The sequence below is a fragment of the Niabella beijingensis genome (genome assembly GCF_020034665.1).
Lineage (GTDB): Bacteria > Bacteroidota > Bacteroidia > Chitinophagales > Chitinophagaceae > Niabella > Niabella beijingensis.
Genome location: NZ_JAIQDI010000002.1, coordinates 149718 through 167474 on the forward strand (window position 1 = coordinate 149718; position 17757 = coordinate 167474).

Genomic DNA, 17757 nt, shown 5'->3' on the forward strand with positions numbered 1-17757 from the left:
AAAAAGTCAGATTTTGATTCACCCGTATACCCTCTTTTTTACGTATAATATATTAGAAGGGTTGCTTAATTAACTGATTTGGCAATACTAATTTAAGCATTACTTCTGGGTATTGTTCATTTTTTGTAAAATAAAAATCATCAAAACATTTTTTGATGATTGAGGGAAAAGAAATGCTATAACTGGTTGTATTAAATATTAAAACCGGATTGGTTCAGTTTGAAATATGAAAACAATTTGCCAAAATACAGGAAAAGTCATTTACAACACCCGAACGGATGCAATGGACACTATGGTGGGTTTGCGTGCCAGACTGAAGGTAAAGAGTGAATACGGTGTTCGCATAAAACGCAGAGTGAAGAAGCCGGGAACCAAACGAATCTATTATTGTGAATATTGTTGTGGCTTTCACCTCACAAGCTGGAGCTGGTGGCCTTTTGGAACAAAAAACTATTTAACCAGACAACAGCAAAAAAGGAAATATGAAACAATGTTTACCATATAAATATAATTGCCTGCTCAGCCAAGAAAACAAGGAATACCATGGCTGGGCGGCTTTTAAACGAAGAAAGGGTATGCTATTACTCTAATAACTGCATACCCTCTAAACAAATCAGTAAAAACAACCGAAATTGTTTTTACCAGTCTTCATTTAAACTCAATTTAAAATTAATACTAAAATGGTTACAAAAAAAATCATGCTGGGAGTGGCTGCTATAGCCACTGCCACTGCGCTGGTATTTGGCGCCAGCAGTTTTGATAAAAAGCCGGCAGAAAAAAAGCAAACTGAAAAAAAAGCAGAGGTTAAACCAGCAGTTTTTGCCAATACCTATTTCAAATATAACGGTCCCGATGAATCAGCTGCAAATTTGAAAAGTAGTGCCAACTGGACTGAAATCACAACAGGGCTGCCCGAAGAAAATCCATGCGATCCCGGAACAATTGTATGTGTTTCACATTTAGACAATACCACTCTGCAAGCGCAGTCCGGTACAACTAATAAAGATAAGTTTGTTAGTTACTTGAACAGGATGGATGTAAATCCGGTAACTTATGTGCAGGCAAATTCTGATTATGAAAAAGAAGAAACAGAATAGTTTTAGCACCTAATAAGAAAGGCGCCAATTGAGCGCCTTTCTTATTTATCCTTACATACATACTACAATCTGTGCTTCGCTAACGCTCATTTTGCACCATTCCTGACAGGGATATAACATCTTTAGGAATTGGCAAGGCGAAACGTTTATCGTTGGGTAAAAGTGTAAAGGCAGAATTGTTTACTTGTCTCACTAAACTGATATCGGCATTCTCCTTATTTAACCGCTTAATATCCATCCAGCGCAGCCCTCTAAACACTAACTCCTTCCGACGCTCTTTGAGGATAATTATTAACGCATCTTTTGCAATAGATGTAGTGAAAGGAATAAAAGTGTTCCTTCGCCATCTTTTACTCATTAAATTATTTAAATCTTCCAGCGCCCCGTTAAGATTTCCTGTCCGGACATAGCATTCTGCGCGCATTAGATAAACTTCATCGAGCGCTACTCCATCATATGGAACGGAGTTGCCAAAATAGCTGCCTTTGAACCCAAATGATCCGGCATTCGTTCCCGTATTCGCTCTGAAATATATTTTTTTACGAAGATCATTATCGTCATATGATTTATATAGCATGCTGTCAATTTTCGCTTTTGAAATACTTAAGCTTGCAGGCGGCCCATACATTATAAAATTAGCTAAATCTTCAGGATTTGTATATCGTATCGCGGAAAATGGATAGGTGGCATTAACATCCAGTTCGTTATAGTCTTTCAATTCACTTCGTAATTGAAGACACGCATCGGCGTAATTTAAACAGCTATCATAATTTCGCATCCACAAATAAGTACGGGCCAACAAAGCCATTGCCGCGGCTTTGCATGGACGTATAGGATGCACTGCATTGACGGGCAAATACCTAATCGATTCTTTAAGATCGGAAACAACCTGATCATAACTTTGTGCAACACTGCTTCTTACAGATCTGGTATTAAATTCGGGGTCCAGCCGAAGGGGTATGCCAAGGTCAGTCGCTGCAGTTTTCGTGTCAAAGGCCTGCCCCCAAAGAGATATAGCAAATAAAAACGCACGGCCCCTAAGAAATAGTGCTTGCCCTCTTGTATTTTCCCAGTCTGGGATTTCATTTGTTGAGTAGCTTATATTGTCAATTTGTGACAGGACCTGATTTGCCCTGCCAACCTGAGTATAACATCTGGCCCAATCATTGTCAATCCCATCGGCAAAAAGGTTGTCCTTGGCCCAGGTATATATATTACGCTCATTTTCGCCAAGCGTATTATAATCATTATCCAGCAAGTAAAAATCATCGCAACTAATTTGTCCTGCCACGGGGTCTTTCTGGTTTACCTGTAAATAATTGTCTAATAAAGATTGTAAGTCAGTCAGCGTTGATGGAATTACAAGACTTTGATTGGATTTTTCCGATAAATATTTTTTGCATCCATACTGGCTGCCCCACAATATAAATACAAATAGCCACTGAATAATTATTTTCACTCTTATTTTCATGATTTATATTTTTTGTAGATTAATTTAAAAACCGATTCTCATTCCAAGTGCTATATTCTTTGGCTCCGGAATTGTTGTATTACTATAGTCGGGATCGATATTGTATTTATTCTTTTTCCAAACCAAACCAACATTGTTGCAGATAATGTAAAAATCTGCACTATGGATTGCACGCACATTTTTTAAAACGCTATTCTTTAAATTATAGCTTACATTAATATACTGTAACCGTATGTGATCGCCCGGTGTAGCAAGGACCTGTGAACCCTGATAGAAATTATCCCGGCTGGTATTTACTGGGTAGGCAAAGGAAGGAACAGAGGTGTTCATTTCGTCTCCCGGGTGCTGCCAGCGGAGCGAATAGTCTGAATGTCCCACTGAATTGCTGATGAGGGATGTGTAATTGATTGACTCCCTTTTAAAAAAATAGTCCAATTTATAAATGAGCCTTATTGTAAGGGAAAGCCCATTCCAGCTAAAAGTATTTCCCATGGACCCATAATATCTGGGTAACAGCGAGCCAATATACACGAGGTCAGATAGTTTCGTTCCATCCCCGGTAATTTGCCCATAATCCTTACTTAACGTTCCATTAAGATAGCCCTGTGGATCTCCATTTTGTGGGTCAAGACCGGCCCACTTAAAAGCGAAATAGGAATATAAACCGTAACCTTGAACTATCGATCCTGTTCCGCCAACGAGGTCAGCAGGGCGTAATGATGTGATCTCATTTGCTTTTACCACTTTGTCAGAATAGGTATTGAGAATAAAATTGGTAAGCCACTTAAATTTTCCTGTCAGATTTACGCTATTTAATTCGATATCCCATCCGTAGCCTTTCATAACACCCACATTTTTTATAACAGTATTTAATCCCGTCCCCGCAGTTGATTCAATTGGTGCGGAGGCGTATAAATCACTCATTTTTTTTGTGTAGTATTCAATGCTACCTGCTAATCGCTTGTTTTTAATAGACCAGTCCACACCCATATTAAACATACCCACTTGTTCCCAACGCAAATCCGGGTTATAAAAATTGTCTACTACGGAATAGGGAGTTAATGTTAAGGGGTTAACATTGGAGTAGCGAATGGTGGTCGCCGCAACCTTTGTAGGATCGATATTGCCCTGATGACCATAGCTTGTTCTGATTCGCAAGTAAGAAAGCGCATCTATTTTATAAAATGATTCTTTAGCGATATCCCAGCTCAAACCAGTGGACCAAAGAGGCTTCCACTTGTCGTTGGTGTTTGCACCGAAAATATTTGACGCATCTCTTCGGCCACTTAATGACAAAATATATTTTCTATTATATGTGTAGGCTGCATTCCCATATACAGAAACAAGCCGATCATTCCTTTTCTCCAGCGCCCCCGCCAAATCAGGAATAAATCCGCTTGTACCATAAGGGTACATAGGGTAGCTGGTAGTATAGTCTACATTACTTGTTGTAAGAATTTCAGCGTTATATCCATACATGCGATGAGCGTATGAACTTGAAACCGTCTCGCTTGTTTCCATTCCTGCCAGGGCCGATAACTCATGCTTAGCCCATTTATTAGAAAAATTAAGCTGCGTGCGAATATTTTGCCCAGTAACTTCAGAACGATGCAGATCAAAAATATCACCTTTTGGTATTTTATAATTTAATGTACCGCTACCATCAATCTGCGTAAATACATTAATAAGGTTCCTTGTAAAAAAACTGCCCATTGCAAATATATTTTCCATTTCAGTTGTCTGTTTTAAGTACCTGTACTTTACTTCAAGATTGAAATGTTTTAGAAAAATATAACGCAATCCGAACGTTGCATTAAGACTTTGAAGAGTTTGCTGATTTGACATATACTTGTAATCGTTTAGCGGATAGTAATTCCAGTCCAGCAGCTTTCCAGCACCAGCAGTATCTATGTAGCTCGAATTATAGTTGGTGTACACAGGTAATGGATTGCCTTTCCCATCGGCAAAAGATATGTATGGTGGCAACTGCCCGGAAATTGTAGCAATGCTACCGAAGGACGGGCGACCACCCGTTGTCTTACTCTGTGTGTAATAAGCGCTTACTGTAGCCTCCAGGTTCTTAACAGGCATATAGGTGTTTTCAAGTCTAAAGTTGATCCGTTTGTACTTTGCGAATAGCTCATCATGCCCGTCGTCAAAACCAGATGAAAATAACCAGGAATATATTTTTGTACCGCCCGTTACATTTACAGCGAACTGGTTGGTCTGTGCACCTGTATAAAAATAACGTCCGTAGTCGTTTCGGACATCCTGGCTTTTTAAGCGGTTTATTTCACTGTTGACCTGCTGATCCGTCAAAATGCCACGATCAGCTTTGTCCAGTAAATTTACAACAGGAGACAAGGGATAATACTGGGGGAAAGTCAGCTGAGAAGAATAGTACCCATTTTTGTAAAGAAATTTTTCAAGGTCGATAAAATCGGCAGAGGCAATATTTTTATTATAAAACAAGTCTGGTTTTTGGCCAATAGTTACGTTAGCATTTACCTCAACCGTTGTTGGTTTATTAAAGCTTCCTTTTTTTGTAGTGATAACAATAACTCCATTTGCCGCTCTTGCCCCCCAAATAGAACCGGCGGCAGCATCCTTTAAAAATGTTACATTCTCTACATCATTAGGGTTAATGTTATTAATATCACCCTGGTATTCGAAATTATCAACAATAACTAATGGCTTGGCAATAGAAGTAGTAAATGTGCTTAACCCGCGTATTGTGTACAATGGGGTAACTGTATTGCGCGCAGGCAATGCAGTATAACCATTAGAGATATATTGCAGCCTGTCTATTATATTTTTACCTACCTGTTCATTAAGCTTTTTATTGTCAATAACTGTAAATGAACCGGTGGCCCGTTCTTTCGGTATCTTCTGCAACCCGGTGCTTACTATAACCTGCTCCATTGTAGCAGCTGACCTTTGCAATATAATAGTTAGCGGATGTGATATGGCTTTTGTAAGAATCAGCGTATCAGCGTCATAACCGGTGTGGGTAACAATAACGGTGTCGGTATACTTCTTTAAAATGAGAACAAAGGCCCCATTTCTGTCAGTTATGGCGGACTGGCCTTGATTTGCTAAAGTTAATGTTGCAGCAACAAGCGGTTCACGATCAACAGAAATTACTCTCCCGGTGATTTGGGCAGATGCTACCGAAACATAAGCAAAAAAGCATGCAAACGTTATTTTTATTTTAAACATGATCTTTAGTTAGATTTTAAAAAATGGGGGTATTACAGCGGCCTGTCTTCAATGGTATAGGTTGATGTAGCAACTCCGCATACCAGCTGTTTGGAGGAAACAATAGTAATTCCAAGCGCATTTAGCCAACGCTTAACATCGGTACGGACGGCGTTCTGTAATTGATCACCTGTAAGGCTGCCGGGCAATACCAGAGAATAACAATAGGTGTTGGCACGCACCCAATCAGACCGTAGCCCTTTTCCCGACCATTTGTACCTATCAATATCTGTTACATTAAAATGTATACAGCTGTCATCAGGAAATCCCAGTGAAAGTTTACACAGTTCAAACAATGTAGTATTGTAATAACGGGTTAAAGTGGTGCTGTCTTTATCATTAATAAACGTGCCGTTCGGGGCTGAAACGCCGTCCAGATGGGATGTTAAGGTGGAGTAATAAATGAATTTTGGCGGTTCAATATTACTATTGCTAAGGCTTAACAATGGCGCGTTGTATTTAAAATCTTCAAGATCTCTTTTTATTGGCCAGTTAGCTGTTTCGTTTGCTAATAAATAGCTTATATTCTTTTCTGTTACATAATCGGACCCTGTTATTGCTGCTACCACGCCCTGCCTATTTATCCATACAAGGTGCGATACAATTTTGTATGGAAAGTAATTATAGAGAACACCGCCTTTGTTGCTTAGCGCCGGGAATGCGAAGTTTTGGCCTTTACCAAATTTCTTAAACATTTTTTCTACTTCCGCCTGGTCTGCAAAGTCAGAAGCGGTTATTACCTGGAGTTGATCTCTGAATTTTCTTTGAAGGCTATCCAGCTTAAAAAGGGTGTGAATGCAGGATGTGCAATATTTACCCCAAAAATCTATAACTACAAGCTTGCCTTTATAGTCTGATAACTTAGCCGTTTTTGATTGGTAATTGTAAAGGTTGGTAAAGGCTATATCCGGTACAATATCCCCTACATTCAAGGGCTTAATGGTGCTTTCCTGGGCTGCCGCGTACAGGCATAAAAGAGCCCCTACGCTTGCCAGCATAAATTTTTTCATAATAAATCATCGTTAGATGAAGCAATACTGTTTGGGAAACGGGTGGGCAAGGGTATAGGTGTAGCATTGTAAAAGGTGTTTTGCGCCCTGGAGCCGCCGGTGCAGGCGGGGCCGTTGCATGAGAAAACCGGCCCGCCGCCCGGCAAATGATCATTCCGGATTACGCGGGTGACTGGCGTACCAGAAATTATATTGAGCCGGATAAACACCTCCCAAGTGGCGCACCTCTGGCCCGGCAGAAAAAGTAATATGACTGATTCTCGCTTTCATTTATGGTAGAAGCGAGTCTCATAGCAGATATAAAGGCAAAAACCATGAGCCCTGTCATCTGCGCTGCTGGGTTCTGACGCCCTTGGGACAGATTTATGCGACAGGAGCCCATGGCTTTTGCTATACACAAAGATATAACATCGCCATGAGCATTTCCCATCGTCTCGCCCAAAGTAAAAGTCAGAATTCGCAGCCGAGACTCTTTAAAATGCTATTTATGCAATCAAGTATGCAAGCTTTAATATCAATTTACATACTGATACAAATATACGATATCTTTTGTTTAATAAATAAAATGAAGGGTATTTTATTTTCTTATCATTTTGTTATGTGTCAGAAGAAAGAAAAAATAATAGTACAGAATCTATTCGCCTCAAGGAATTACGTATAAAACTAAGAATTTCTCTTAATGCATTATATAAGATTACTGGTGTCTCAACTGCTACGCTGGCAAGCATTCAAAAAGGTTCGATCAATTATAATAATGCGACCCTGACAACATTATCCCAAGCTTTTGGCATTGAAAAGAATTTATTTTATGACCTGACTGTTGCTGCTCCATCACGAGAGAAACTGATATCTGCTCTAAAAAAATATGTAAAACAAATTGGAGTAGACATTGATGTTAAATCTCTGGTGTCAAAAAGCATGACTTCCTTTATCCTAACTGACTATATTGATATGGGGTTTCTAAATACTTATAAAAGCACTGGCCAAATTATTAAAGAAATAGCCGCAGAATATAATGTGCAGCTAAAATCTCCTCAAACTTCAAAAATATTGCTTACAAAGGCTGCCGATAATAATGGGGTTCTTGAAAAAAGATCTGGCATAAAAGCGAATACGAATGAATATAGGCGGAAGCGATAAGTGAGTGGAGTTTACTCATTGAAAAGATTGATGGCACTTATTTTTTCCCCCCATACTAAAAATGCAAATATCTAACTGTCATAGGTAAGGTTTTTAACTTCTTCAAGCTTCAAAATCTCTTCACCGAAAAATTTTTCATTGTGCTCGACATAATACTCTTCTTCATGTATTTCAATGTATGAAATAAAAGCTTCATCATATCGCTGATTGTACTTACTTTCGCTTTCTTTAAATGATTTAAAGTCATCACTACTCCAAGACCAAGATTCTCTTTTGGATTTGGTGCTGGTAAAATACATATGAATCCCACCGATGCAATAAATTTTCGCAATTTTTTCTGATACCCTAGCTAAAACAACAGCTGCCAGATCGTGCATTGATAAAAGATGCTTTTGTTTTAAGATGTTATCAATTTGGAGTTTGTCTATATATTGATTTTTAACGACATCAGCCGTATGAGGCTCTTTGGCTTCTTCTTGAAGAAAGAACTCAAGGTGGCCTATATACAAATCTGTTTTTTTATAATTTTCAATATGATTTAGCCCAATATAAGTTTCGATAAAATTATCATCGTATCCTCTTGTCAACAAATCTCCGGTTCTCAGATAAATATTTTCGTCTGATAGTAAAATTGGAAAAGGGTCTATTGTTAGCCGAAATACGGCGACTGCACCAATACATTTCTTTAAATATTCTTCAAACTCGGAGGTAAATTTACTATTATCCTCTCGCCAGTTTAAAGGATGGTTTCTGGAAATATAAAATGTTTTAAACCCCTGTTTATGAACATATTTGTTTAATTTCTTTTTAACCTTTTCTAGCTCCTCAAAATAGTCAGCCATTTTCCCTTTTATTTCAGAAAACACTGGTCGTTTTTCTTGTAAAAATTTAATCATTTGCCCGTACATTGGGAAGGAGCTTTGGGTTTTCCATTTCTCCAACTCAATTTTTCGAGACTCTTCATCGTTATCTACAAGATAAGTCATTGTTGTAGATATTTCTAATGACTGACGTAATGAGTAAAAGGCACAGTCAAAATAGCCCTTTTCAAAAAGGACGATGGCATTTATCAATAATTGATTAGATTCAAGTATAAATGTATTTGCAAGTTGCGCATCCAACCGCCCAGTCCAACTATGTTCAATATTTATTAAATCAAGGTAGTATCTTTCCTTGTTCTCAATATTAATAGGAATAAGATGTTGACTTTCTCTGAAATTATTGAAGTTTGAATCCATAAGCGATCTATCAATTAAAAGGGTATTTAAAAATATTACATTTGGAGTTATTTTAATACTCCAATTTATTTTCTTTTTTCAGAAGAATAAATTCTAATTAGGAAGAATAAAGCGTAGTCCAAAACTTGACAAAAGACCTTAATAAAAAAACATTTATGCAATAGTTTTCCTCATTACGCGATAAATTGTATTCTCTTTCTTTTGCGCTACAGCTTCTACCAGCGAGTTGTCTTCAATTGAATATTCTTCAAGAAGGCGCAAGTCACTTCTTAACCCAATTTCTTTTAAACAGTTGCATACTACAAGAAATGCCTTATGGCTATTACAGTTTTTCTGTATAAATATCTCTAAACACAGTATAAACCGGGCCCTTTCTACCCCGCGTTTTGCCAAGTCGTTGATAAAATATTCGATTCTTCCTGATTTGTTCTCTTCGATAAACTCCTCCAAATCACTTAGGATGTCCTGATTAGAGGGTAAAAAGATTTTTTTATATTCGTCTGACAAGTGAGGATACAATTCAGTCTTAAGCCATTCATAATACTTGGAACGTTGGCATTGTTCGGCGATTTGACCTAAGCCATATTTACTGAGCAAAATAAAATAAGGCTTCAAGCTATTTAATTTCTCAATAGAAATATATTTTTCTCTTTCTGAATTAAAGCAGCCGTAATGCATATGAATATGCTTAAACTCATCAGCTAAAAGATCGGCGTTGTCTTTTTCTTCCTGCGATAACTTTTCGTTGTGTTCATTTATAGTGAATTCTTGATCCATGACTCCTCTGTAGTATTCTGAAATACGCTTCCAATTATTAAATCCTAGCTGGCATATCCTGATATGAGCCAATTCCCTGGTTTTTGAGGTAGATAGAAATAAGGCCGTAGCTATACTTGAGTATACGGATTTTAGATTGTCCCAAAATTCTATCAGTATTTCTTCTGCGTCAATAGGATCAATTTCACGTAATTCTTCAACAACATGATGCAATGTGCTTCCATCTTTTTTCTCAATAGCTTTTTGTATGATTTTTTTAAACTCTGTTTTTAGTTCCTTACTCCATATGTTGGCAATCCAACTTACAGCCCAGGGTTTGCTTTCAATTAGGTTTAAATATAGTTTTATTACATCCTGATCACCCAAAAGTATTCTTTTAAAGATAGAATGGTCAAAGATTTCTGAGTCGCTTGGTTCAATAGCCTTTGACTCCTTTAATATAATCTCTTTTTTTTCTATTTTAGACCAAATCCTGTATGCGAAAAGTCTTTCAGATGGCAAATTGTTTGTGTTCTTCCAAATCCGTAGGATACAGTCTTTAGATTCCTGAGACAGTTTGCGTCGCTCCCATTGATCTTCTGTTATTGATAGGCGCATGGAATTGTTTTTTGAATTTCCCAGCTCTTTAATAACCATTTGTACTGCGATTGGTGCATCAATTTTTGAAAGTATGGTATGAATTATTCTTTTGTATCTTTTATTGGATGCAAATTTCGACAGGGATTCAATTTGCTCTTGTGTAAGATGCCATTTTGTATAAGAAAGTGTGTCTAATATCTTATTCTTTTCACCTTTTGGTAAGTTCGCTTCACTATAACCTAGACTCTTTAAGTCGGCCCATTCATTAAATGTATTTGTTAAGATGTCTAGATCATTCTTATCTGCACAGTTTATAATAGCCCAAATGTAACAGATCAATGCATCCTCATTGTCTGATTTGTCCCAGCTTTCAGTTAACGCTTTTATAAGCCGGGGCGATTTCAGATAGCCAGCCAATTGGTAGGCCGACAGCCTTCCTTCCGGAGTTATTTTTTCCCGAAGTAATTGAGATAAGGAGTCGACAACAGATTCGAGATGGAAGGTTTTAACGTGTTCAAGAACTATATCTCTCCAATAATTCCCATAAGCGGGCTGAAACGTATTGCTGTAATGAATATATCTGATTCCAGCGAGGCAATTACCGTTTCTGAACCGGGCAAGGCTGAGTATTAAAGATTCAGGGTGGCCGTTTGTTAATTCGTCGATACACTTTGTATCAAAATTTAAGAAGGCTCTCGAAATTTCCTCTGCTAATGCATTTCGGTGGCCTAGTTTGTTTAGGCCACTATTCCAGATCTTAATCTTTTCGATTATTTGTAAGAATTTAGGTTCTTTATGCTTGTCTTGTAAATATTTTAGCGAATAAAATACGGCAAGCGGGTTTAGTTTAAGTAATATGTCAATATCATCATCGGTTGTCTCAGTTATAGTTATGGCGCAACCAAGTAATTCTGAAAAGAATGGCTCACTGATTATTTCAGTTGAAGAAGAGCTGTCGTCAAGTAACTTGACCAGTGCTGAAATTAATATCCAATCTCGGACTCTGTCATGTCTAAAGATGCAAGTTCCATGGTCGTTAAAATAAAACAATAATTGCCTTTGAGCTATTCTCTCCAATATACTCAAATATTCTCTATCGTCAGCGAACCAATCTTCGAACTCATCATAAGTCGGGGAAATTAATCTGTGCGTTATCATTGCTTTTCCTAGCATTTCGATTACTTTCTTAAGTTTGAAAGCGAGTCCTATTCCTTCTTCTGCTAGCTTAGCTAATGAATCTTCGATAAAAGAATTGATAATTTCTATTCCCTGGTTGGGTATATAAGCTTTTCTATTGTTAATTAATCTAAGATGAAGGTTTAGCAACAAATGATTGTTTTCTGTTTCTGAAGCGATCGCTGTCATTTGCTGCCGGCTTATTGAAATCTGTTTATCAAGCCCATGTTCAATTATAGCCAGACCGTCTTCAATCGACATTTCTGGATTAGGAATTAAATGATATAACGATTCTTTCTGTATTTGATGTTGGATTAACTTAAAGTTCTTGGGCCATACAGGACAAAGGATTTTTATGTCATTGCATGATTCTGCTGTGGATTGCGACCAAGATATTAGTCGATCTAACAGATACTCGGAATTCTTTGATTTATTAACATCGTCTACAATAACCAAGGTTGATCCATAAAAAAATGTCTCAATTTCTTGTTTTGAGGTGAATATTTTGGGATGTTCCTTTTTTAATTGAAGTTCTATTGCTTCAATCAATGAACGGCTAATTTCTGCTATATCGGGTTCTATACGAATAGCGTTTAAATTATTGGTTTGGTGCTGTTTTAGTAAAAAGTAAGCGATTGTGCTTTTCCCATAACCCGAACCACCGATTAGAAAATTGAGAGCCCTTGTACTTAATTCTAGCTCGTTTCTAACTTTTGAGATAGCCTCTGTTTGAACAATAGATTCTTCATCAAGAAAACACTCCTTACTGTATTTATGGTGATTGCTGTTTAGCAAGTCTCTAAGTAATAAGTCAGATAGCAACACAGCGTCAATTCCCAAATACTTGAATCTGAGATATTGTCCTTTTGAATTGTTATCAAGAAAATCGGCAATAATAGACTGCTCAACTACAACGATATCTATAAAACTCATTGCTGTAGCTTTCAATATTTTTTCTTGCAGATCGGATTTTAAACGCTGGTTAGTAACCAAATATATTGTGAACCTTATTTGTGGGGAGTGCTCGCGAATTTTCTCAGCATATGCAATCGCCTTATGTAAATCTCCTTCGGGAGACTTGCTGTTGTTGCCAGGACTTAACCATTTTTTTTCAAGATTTGTACTATTAATAGTATGCTCTATCAATGCGAAATGATTTTCGTTTATCATACAAAATGCATCGAGCGGATCTTTTATCGTTTTTCCCTTGGCGTTGATCCCTGATTCTATCAGGTTCTCCAGTTCAGGAAATTTAATTCTCAAAATAGCATTTGCTAGTTGTTCAAATAAGCCACTGTCAGTAATCGTTTCGAGTTTTTCGGCTGTAATCATGAAGAATACTATAATTCCTGTTATTTATTATTCTTAGTAATGTCAAGTAAGTTTATTGTAGTTTTACCTCACTTTCAATAAAAGGAGCATATTGCCCCTTATTTGACGCCCAGTTAAAATATACCGCCTTTTCATTCCCCAATGCTTTAGCCTGTTCATTAGTTATCGTTAACTCCTGCTCAAATAGTTTTTTCATCACATTCCTGCTATTCTCCGCGTATACTTCCAGCTTATAATTACCCGCAATTAAACGCAATTGCTCATTTTTAGAGAGTAAAAAATGGTGATAGATGGATATACCTGTTTTGCCAACAAATAAACCACTGCCTCGCACCAAGCCATGATCTCCATAGGCCCAAATATTAAAATCATAACCTGTTTGTGGCGTATAAATACGGATAAACATATTTTGGATGTACTGCCCCTGGTCTGAAGTGCAATAAAGTAAGGTTCCGAGAAAGACTTTCGGCTCATCATCTCCATTTTTACCAACAAGGCAAATAATCGTAGGGCGGGTCATTTTTAATTGTCCCTTCCAGATCCGGGTTAGCCAGAATGTTAACGCCGAAATAAATAACGATAGTATTGAAATTGCCAATGCCACAGTTTTCACCTTTTTCTATACGGCTGCTCATAAGCAGGTCATAACGCTAAAATACTTAGTTTTATTGAATGTACGTACAACAAGTTTTTACACCACCCTTTTACTTTTTCACCTTTGCAGGTATTATCACCTGCAAATAATCCACAGAGTAGTAACTAAGCGGTAACCAAGTTAGTATCCAAGTAGCATAAACAAGAGTAAGTCCTATATTGCACTTCCGTCACTGGTGTTGCGCGCGGGTCATGCCGGCGACTTAGTGCCAATCTTTCTATACAGTCGTACCATACCTTTCCTTATTGGCTTTGTTGAAGGCATTTCTGAGATCATTAAAAATGTTTTTTTGATCGTCAAACAGCATATTCTCAGAAATAATTGTTTTAATGATATTGATATTCCCTTGCTTTTCCCCAAAACAATATCCCAGTGAAGTAGCTGCAACAAAGCTAACCATTTCGCCTTCAATATCCTTTTCTAAAGAATGATATACTGATTGAAAGTCCCTGTTTACTAAGGCTCCCATAAAGCCCCAGTCTTTTTTAAAATATTCCCGTATAACAGCTTCGTTTGAAGCAGAACTGTCTTTTAATATACGCTCCCGGTACCTTTTAAAAAAGTGTGGCGGATATATGGATATCATATTCATGTCTAGGCTCAGGGTAACTGCATATTTGCCTTCGGGGCGTAAATAGGTTGTATATATGGAGAGGACAGGTTTTTTCCAGTCGCTCCTTTTCAGCGCTGCAAAATCTACTATATATAAATTACCTTTTTCTTTTGTGCAACAATCATACGATTTTGACAAAGGATAGCCGCGGGCATTTAAAACTGTTTTTCTGAAATCACTATGGCATTTATCAACTTTACTCCGAAGGTTAGGAATATCCTCAAAAACTTCTTTGTGGATTTCCTGTACAGTCATTGATGAAACAAGCATTATTGTTAATATTAATATTGTTTAAAACTGATACGGAATTGTTTTAAAATATTAGAGACGTTCATTATCTCTGTTAAGCACTAAAATACGTTACATTGGTCCTTCCAATGAGGGTTCTATGAAACAGGATCATTTTTCCCCATTACCGGATTCAAACAGCTCGTGCAGTTTTTGTTGCAGCAATTTTTTATCAGGTAATTGTGTTTTATATTCGGAAACCATTGTAGGTGACAAACTCCTGCTTAATGCATATTCCACTACCTCGCTGTCCTTGTCTTTGCATAGTAATACGCCGATGCTTGGGTTTTCGTTCTCCTTTTTTACATCCCGGTCCAGGCTTTCCAGGTAAAAATTCAATTGCCCCAGATATTCTGGTTTGAATTTGTCTGTTTTTAGCTCAAAAGCCACGAGGCATTGCAGGCCGCGGTGGTAAAACAAAAGATCGACGTAGAAATCGCTGTTTCCCACTTGCAATTTGTATTCTTCATCCATGAAAATAAAATCCCGGCCTAATTCCAAAATGAATTTTTTCATCTGCCTGATTAGACCTTTTTGCAAATCGTTTTCGCTGTGCGGTTCGGGTAAATTCAAAAATTCAAACACATAGCTATCCTTGAAAGCATTTGTTATATCAGCTTTAAATTCTTTGGGCAATGTCGGGGTTTTTGCATTACCTAAAATTGTCCGTTCAAAAAGGCTGGCGGAAATCTGGCGGTCTAATTCCCGAACGCTGTAATTTTCTTTGACAGACATTCTTATATAAAATTCCCGTTCCTCTTCGGTTTTGCATCTCGAAAATATTGTTCGGTGGTGTGTCCAGCTAATTTGAGCTAAAATAGTATTTCTGATGTCTTGAATTTGGAAACCAAATTGCGTCCTCACTGGGGTCACAACTTTATTTGATTGTTTATCAGTGTGTTGTAATTGTGTCCTCACTGCGGACACAATTAGGGATTCAGCATAGGTCTCATAAAACTGTATCATTCTATAAATTCCCCTGCGGTTAAAACCTTTCAGATCGGGATTGTTTTTCTTTATAAAATCCGCTAATTCATCTACTGTTTTATCTCCCCATTCCGCAACGGATAGTTTTTGTTTGATATACGCACCCACGGTCCAATACAGGTTTATCAGCTCTGTATTAACGGCTTTGATGGCATTAGCACGGGATTGTGTTATTATTTGTATAATATCTGTAAACCGGTTATTCATATCATTATTTGTATTCCCAAACTTACATATTTGCCCTTTATTTTACCAACAAAGCAAATAATAGCAGGGCAGTTCTGATGAAGAATGTAACAAAAAGAGATTTTTGTGGACTAAACAGCGCATTAGCCTGAGCATTACGAGAAAAAAATATACTAATACTCAAATTTGGGCGAATTTATTAGACTAAAAAGGCCTGCCTTTGAAAAAGCTGGCCGTTGCTAACCTATGAAAAACACCAGCTCTAAGGTACAAAATCTTATCCGATTTGTTAGCGATTAATTGATTTCTTTATTTTCTCAAATTTTAGCCTTTCGGGTTCTTAGTTATTGTTGCATACCTCAATAAGCCTATAACCGGTAACCTCTTTTTTTCTTCTTCTTTCTAATATTCCGGTAGTATTCCCGTTCCACTTCAGATATAGCATAGTCTTCGGGATTAGGATATTGTACTTTGTATAAATCGGCCATTAAATCGGCGGTATTTTCTGCCACTTGTTTTACTGATTGTATAAATGCGCTAATGAAAGCACTTTCCTGCGGGCTTCTCTTGTATGGTGAAAAAGGTACAGTCAATCGCCAGGCATTTGCAAGTCTGGTTTCCAGACCTATCTTGTTTCCTTTCTCCCGATCCCGGGTGAGGTATTGAGTTTGGTTTTTCTGCAACAGTTTCTCAATAGTGCTTAAAGAAAGCCCCATATTACTACCTTTTATTTTAACACCGCTATTGTCAATAAAAGAAATGCCCCGGCCTTTAATAACTTCAAACCCTTGTGCCTTTACTTTCTGCAGAAAGCTGTCCATAGTTTTTGATGATCGTAATATTTGCTGCAACTGCGCTTTGATCTGATCCCTTCGCTGGTCATTTCTGGGCAGCAATTGTTGGTCTTTTGATAAAAAACGCCGGGGACTTAATACCTGTTGCAACTTAAATTTTTGTTCCATTTTACGGCAGAACTCCGCCATGCGCTTGTAACTATTGCTGTCCGATACATTCGTTTTACCGCTATAGCCAATCCGGTTGGCTACAATATGAATGTGCTGGTGTTGCGTATCTTTATGCTCAACTGCTAAAAATTGGTTATCTGCAAAGCCAAATTCCTTGGCACAATCCCCGGCAACCTGGATGAGTTGTGGCCTTGATAAGTGTTCCCCTGGTGCCATACTAAGGGTAAAATGAAATACAGGTTTGGATTGCTTGGGATTAAGCCTTCGCACTTCATTAAACTGCTGTACCAGTTCCTTTTTATTGCCGAAACATTTATTAAACAGCAAAATTTCTGCCCGGTTTTTCATCAGAGGTTGGTTTTTATCCATCTCCATTTTTTTATCTTCCAGGCAGTAGCTGATACAGCCGGCAAACCCTTTTCCTGTAATGGCCTTACCAATCATTTTAAACTGTTTTTAATTGCCTCTGCCAACTCTTTTAGCTGTGCTGCCAGTTGTCTTAATTCTGTACGCTCAAAGGCATTAAAAGCCTGTGCCGCATTATTTTTATAGGCCAATGAATTAACATTAGCTGCAAGGTGATTTAACTGCCCGGTAAAATCTAAAACTTCTTTGGGTAACGTTTTCTGCCTGGTGTCAATATGACTGTTAAAGGCAGCTTCACGTAAAAACTCGGAGATGGTCAGCTGCACCTGTTTGGCTTTTGTCTCAATTATTTGAAGCTCCAATGCAGTGCAAGCCACGCGCAGGCGGTAGCTGCGTTTAACGGGTTTCTTTGGTCTGCCGCCTTTGTTTTTTTCATTTGGTGTATTCATACTATAATAATTTTAATATTTGATAACCGCGCTTTGCGCCCCCATGAATGCCGCCCCAAAGCGGCATGAATGGGGCCAGCTGTTCGAAGTAGGTGAGGTTACGAGCCTACGAGAACATAGCTGGCTCCTGATTTTCCCCGTTTCTAAATGAACCGGCAAAGACCGGTATG

Annotated in this window: 12 protein-coding genes; 2 read left to right on the forward strand and 10 right to left on the reverse strand. The window is 37.8% G+C overall.

Going from position 1 to position 17757, the window contains the following annotated elements:
* Positions 1-680 precede the first annotated feature (680 nt).
* A complete protein-coding gene (locus K7B07_RS16775) occupies positions 681-1097 on the forward strand; it encodes a hypothetical protein (protein ID WP_223711662.1) in 417 nt (138 codons plus the stop codon).
* Positions 1098-1176: 79 nt separating this feature from the next.
* Here the strand turns inward: K7B07_RS16775 and K7B07_RS16780 are convergent, their stop codons facing one another.
* The 3 genes from K7B07_RS16780 to K7B07_RS16790 are packed head-to-tail and all read right to left on the reverse strand — an operon-like array spanning position 1177 to position 6758.
* Positions 1177-2568 (reverse strand): RagB/SusD family nutrient uptake outer membrane protein, encoded by a 1392-nt coding sequence (locus K7B07_RS16780; RefSeq protein ID WP_223711664.1) that lies wholly within the window; start codon positions 2566-2568, stop codon positions 1177-1179.
* Positions 2569-2592: 24 nt separating this feature from the next.
* On the reverse strand, positions 2593-5787 hold the full coding sequence (locus K7B07_RS16785; protein ID WP_223711666.1) for a SusC/RagA family TonB-linked outer membrane protein: 3195 nt from the start codon (positions 5785-5787) through the stop codon (positions 2593-2595).
* Positions 5788-5819: 32 nt separating this feature from the next.
* Entirely contained in the window at positions 5820-6758 is a 939-nt protein-coding gene (locus tag K7B07_RS16790) for a TlpA family protein disulfide reductase (protein WP_223711668.1), read from the reverse strand.
* 678 nt (positions 6759-7436) lie between these two features.
* On the opposite strand from K7B07_RS16790, the gene K7B07_RS16795 reads away from it, so the two are divergent.
* The gene (locus K7B07_RS16795; RefSeq protein ID WP_223711670.1) at positions 7437-7976 is read left to right on the forward strand and encodes a helix-turn-helix domain-containing protein; all 540 of its coding nucleotides are present in this window, start codon (positions 7437-7439) and stop codon (positions 7974-7976) included.
* Positions 7977-8047: 71 nt separating this feature from the next.
* On the opposite strand, the gene K7B07_RS16800 is transcribed toward K7B07_RS16795, so the two are convergent.
* The 7 genes from K7B07_RS16800 to K7B07_RS16830 all read right to left on the reverse strand — a co-directional run bounded on the left by K7B07_RS16800 (position 8048) and on the right by K7B07_RS16830 (position 17587).
* Positions 8048-9214 carry a hypothetical protein gene (locus tag K7B07_RS16800; protein WP_223711672.1) on the reverse strand — a complete coding sequence of 389 codons (1167 nt, stop codon included), beginning with the start codon at positions 9212-9214 and terminating at the stop codon, positions 8048-8050.
* A gap of 153 nt (positions 9215-9367) precedes the next feature.
* Positions 9368-13078, reverse strand: coding sequence for a hypothetical protein (locus K7B07_RS16805; protein WP_223711674.1), 3711 nt, complete (start codon positions 13076-13078; stop codon positions 9368-9370).
* A 52-nt stretch (positions 13079-13130) separates the two neighbouring features.
* Positions 13131-13682 (reverse strand): hypothetical protein, encoded by a 552-nt coding sequence (locus K7B07_RS16810; protein WP_223711676.1) that lies wholly within the window; start codon positions 13680-13682, stop codon positions 13131-13133.
* Between the two features lie 268 nt (positions 13683-13950).
* Complete coding sequence (locus K7B07_RS16815) at positions 13951-14616, reverse strand: hypothetical protein (protein ID WP_223711678.1); 666 nt, start codon at positions 14614-14616, stop codon at positions 13951-13953.
* Positions 14617-14745: 129 nt separating this feature from the next.
* Positions 14746-15828 carry a PDDEXK nuclease domain-containing protein gene (locus K7B07_RS16820; protein ID WP_223711680.1) on the reverse strand — a complete coding sequence of 361 codons (1083 nt, stop codon included), beginning with the start codon at positions 15826-15828 and terminating at the stop codon, positions 14746-14748.
* Between the two features lie 347 nt (positions 15829-16175).
* A complete protein-coding gene (locus K7B07_RS16825) occupies positions 16176-17216 on the reverse strand; it encodes a relaxase/mobilization nuclease domain-containing protein (RefSeq protein ID WP_223711682.1) in 1041 nt (346 codons plus the stop codon).
* The gene (locus K7B07_RS16830) at positions 17213-17587 is read right to left on the reverse strand and encodes a plasmid mobilization protein (protein ID WP_223711684.1); all 375 of its coding nucleotides are present in this window, start codon (positions 17585-17587) and stop codon (positions 17213-17215) included. The genes K7B07_RS16825 and K7B07_RS16830 overlap by 4 nt, the downstream gene beginning before the upstream one ends.
* Between the last annotated feature and the right edge of the window lie 170 nt (positions 17588-17757).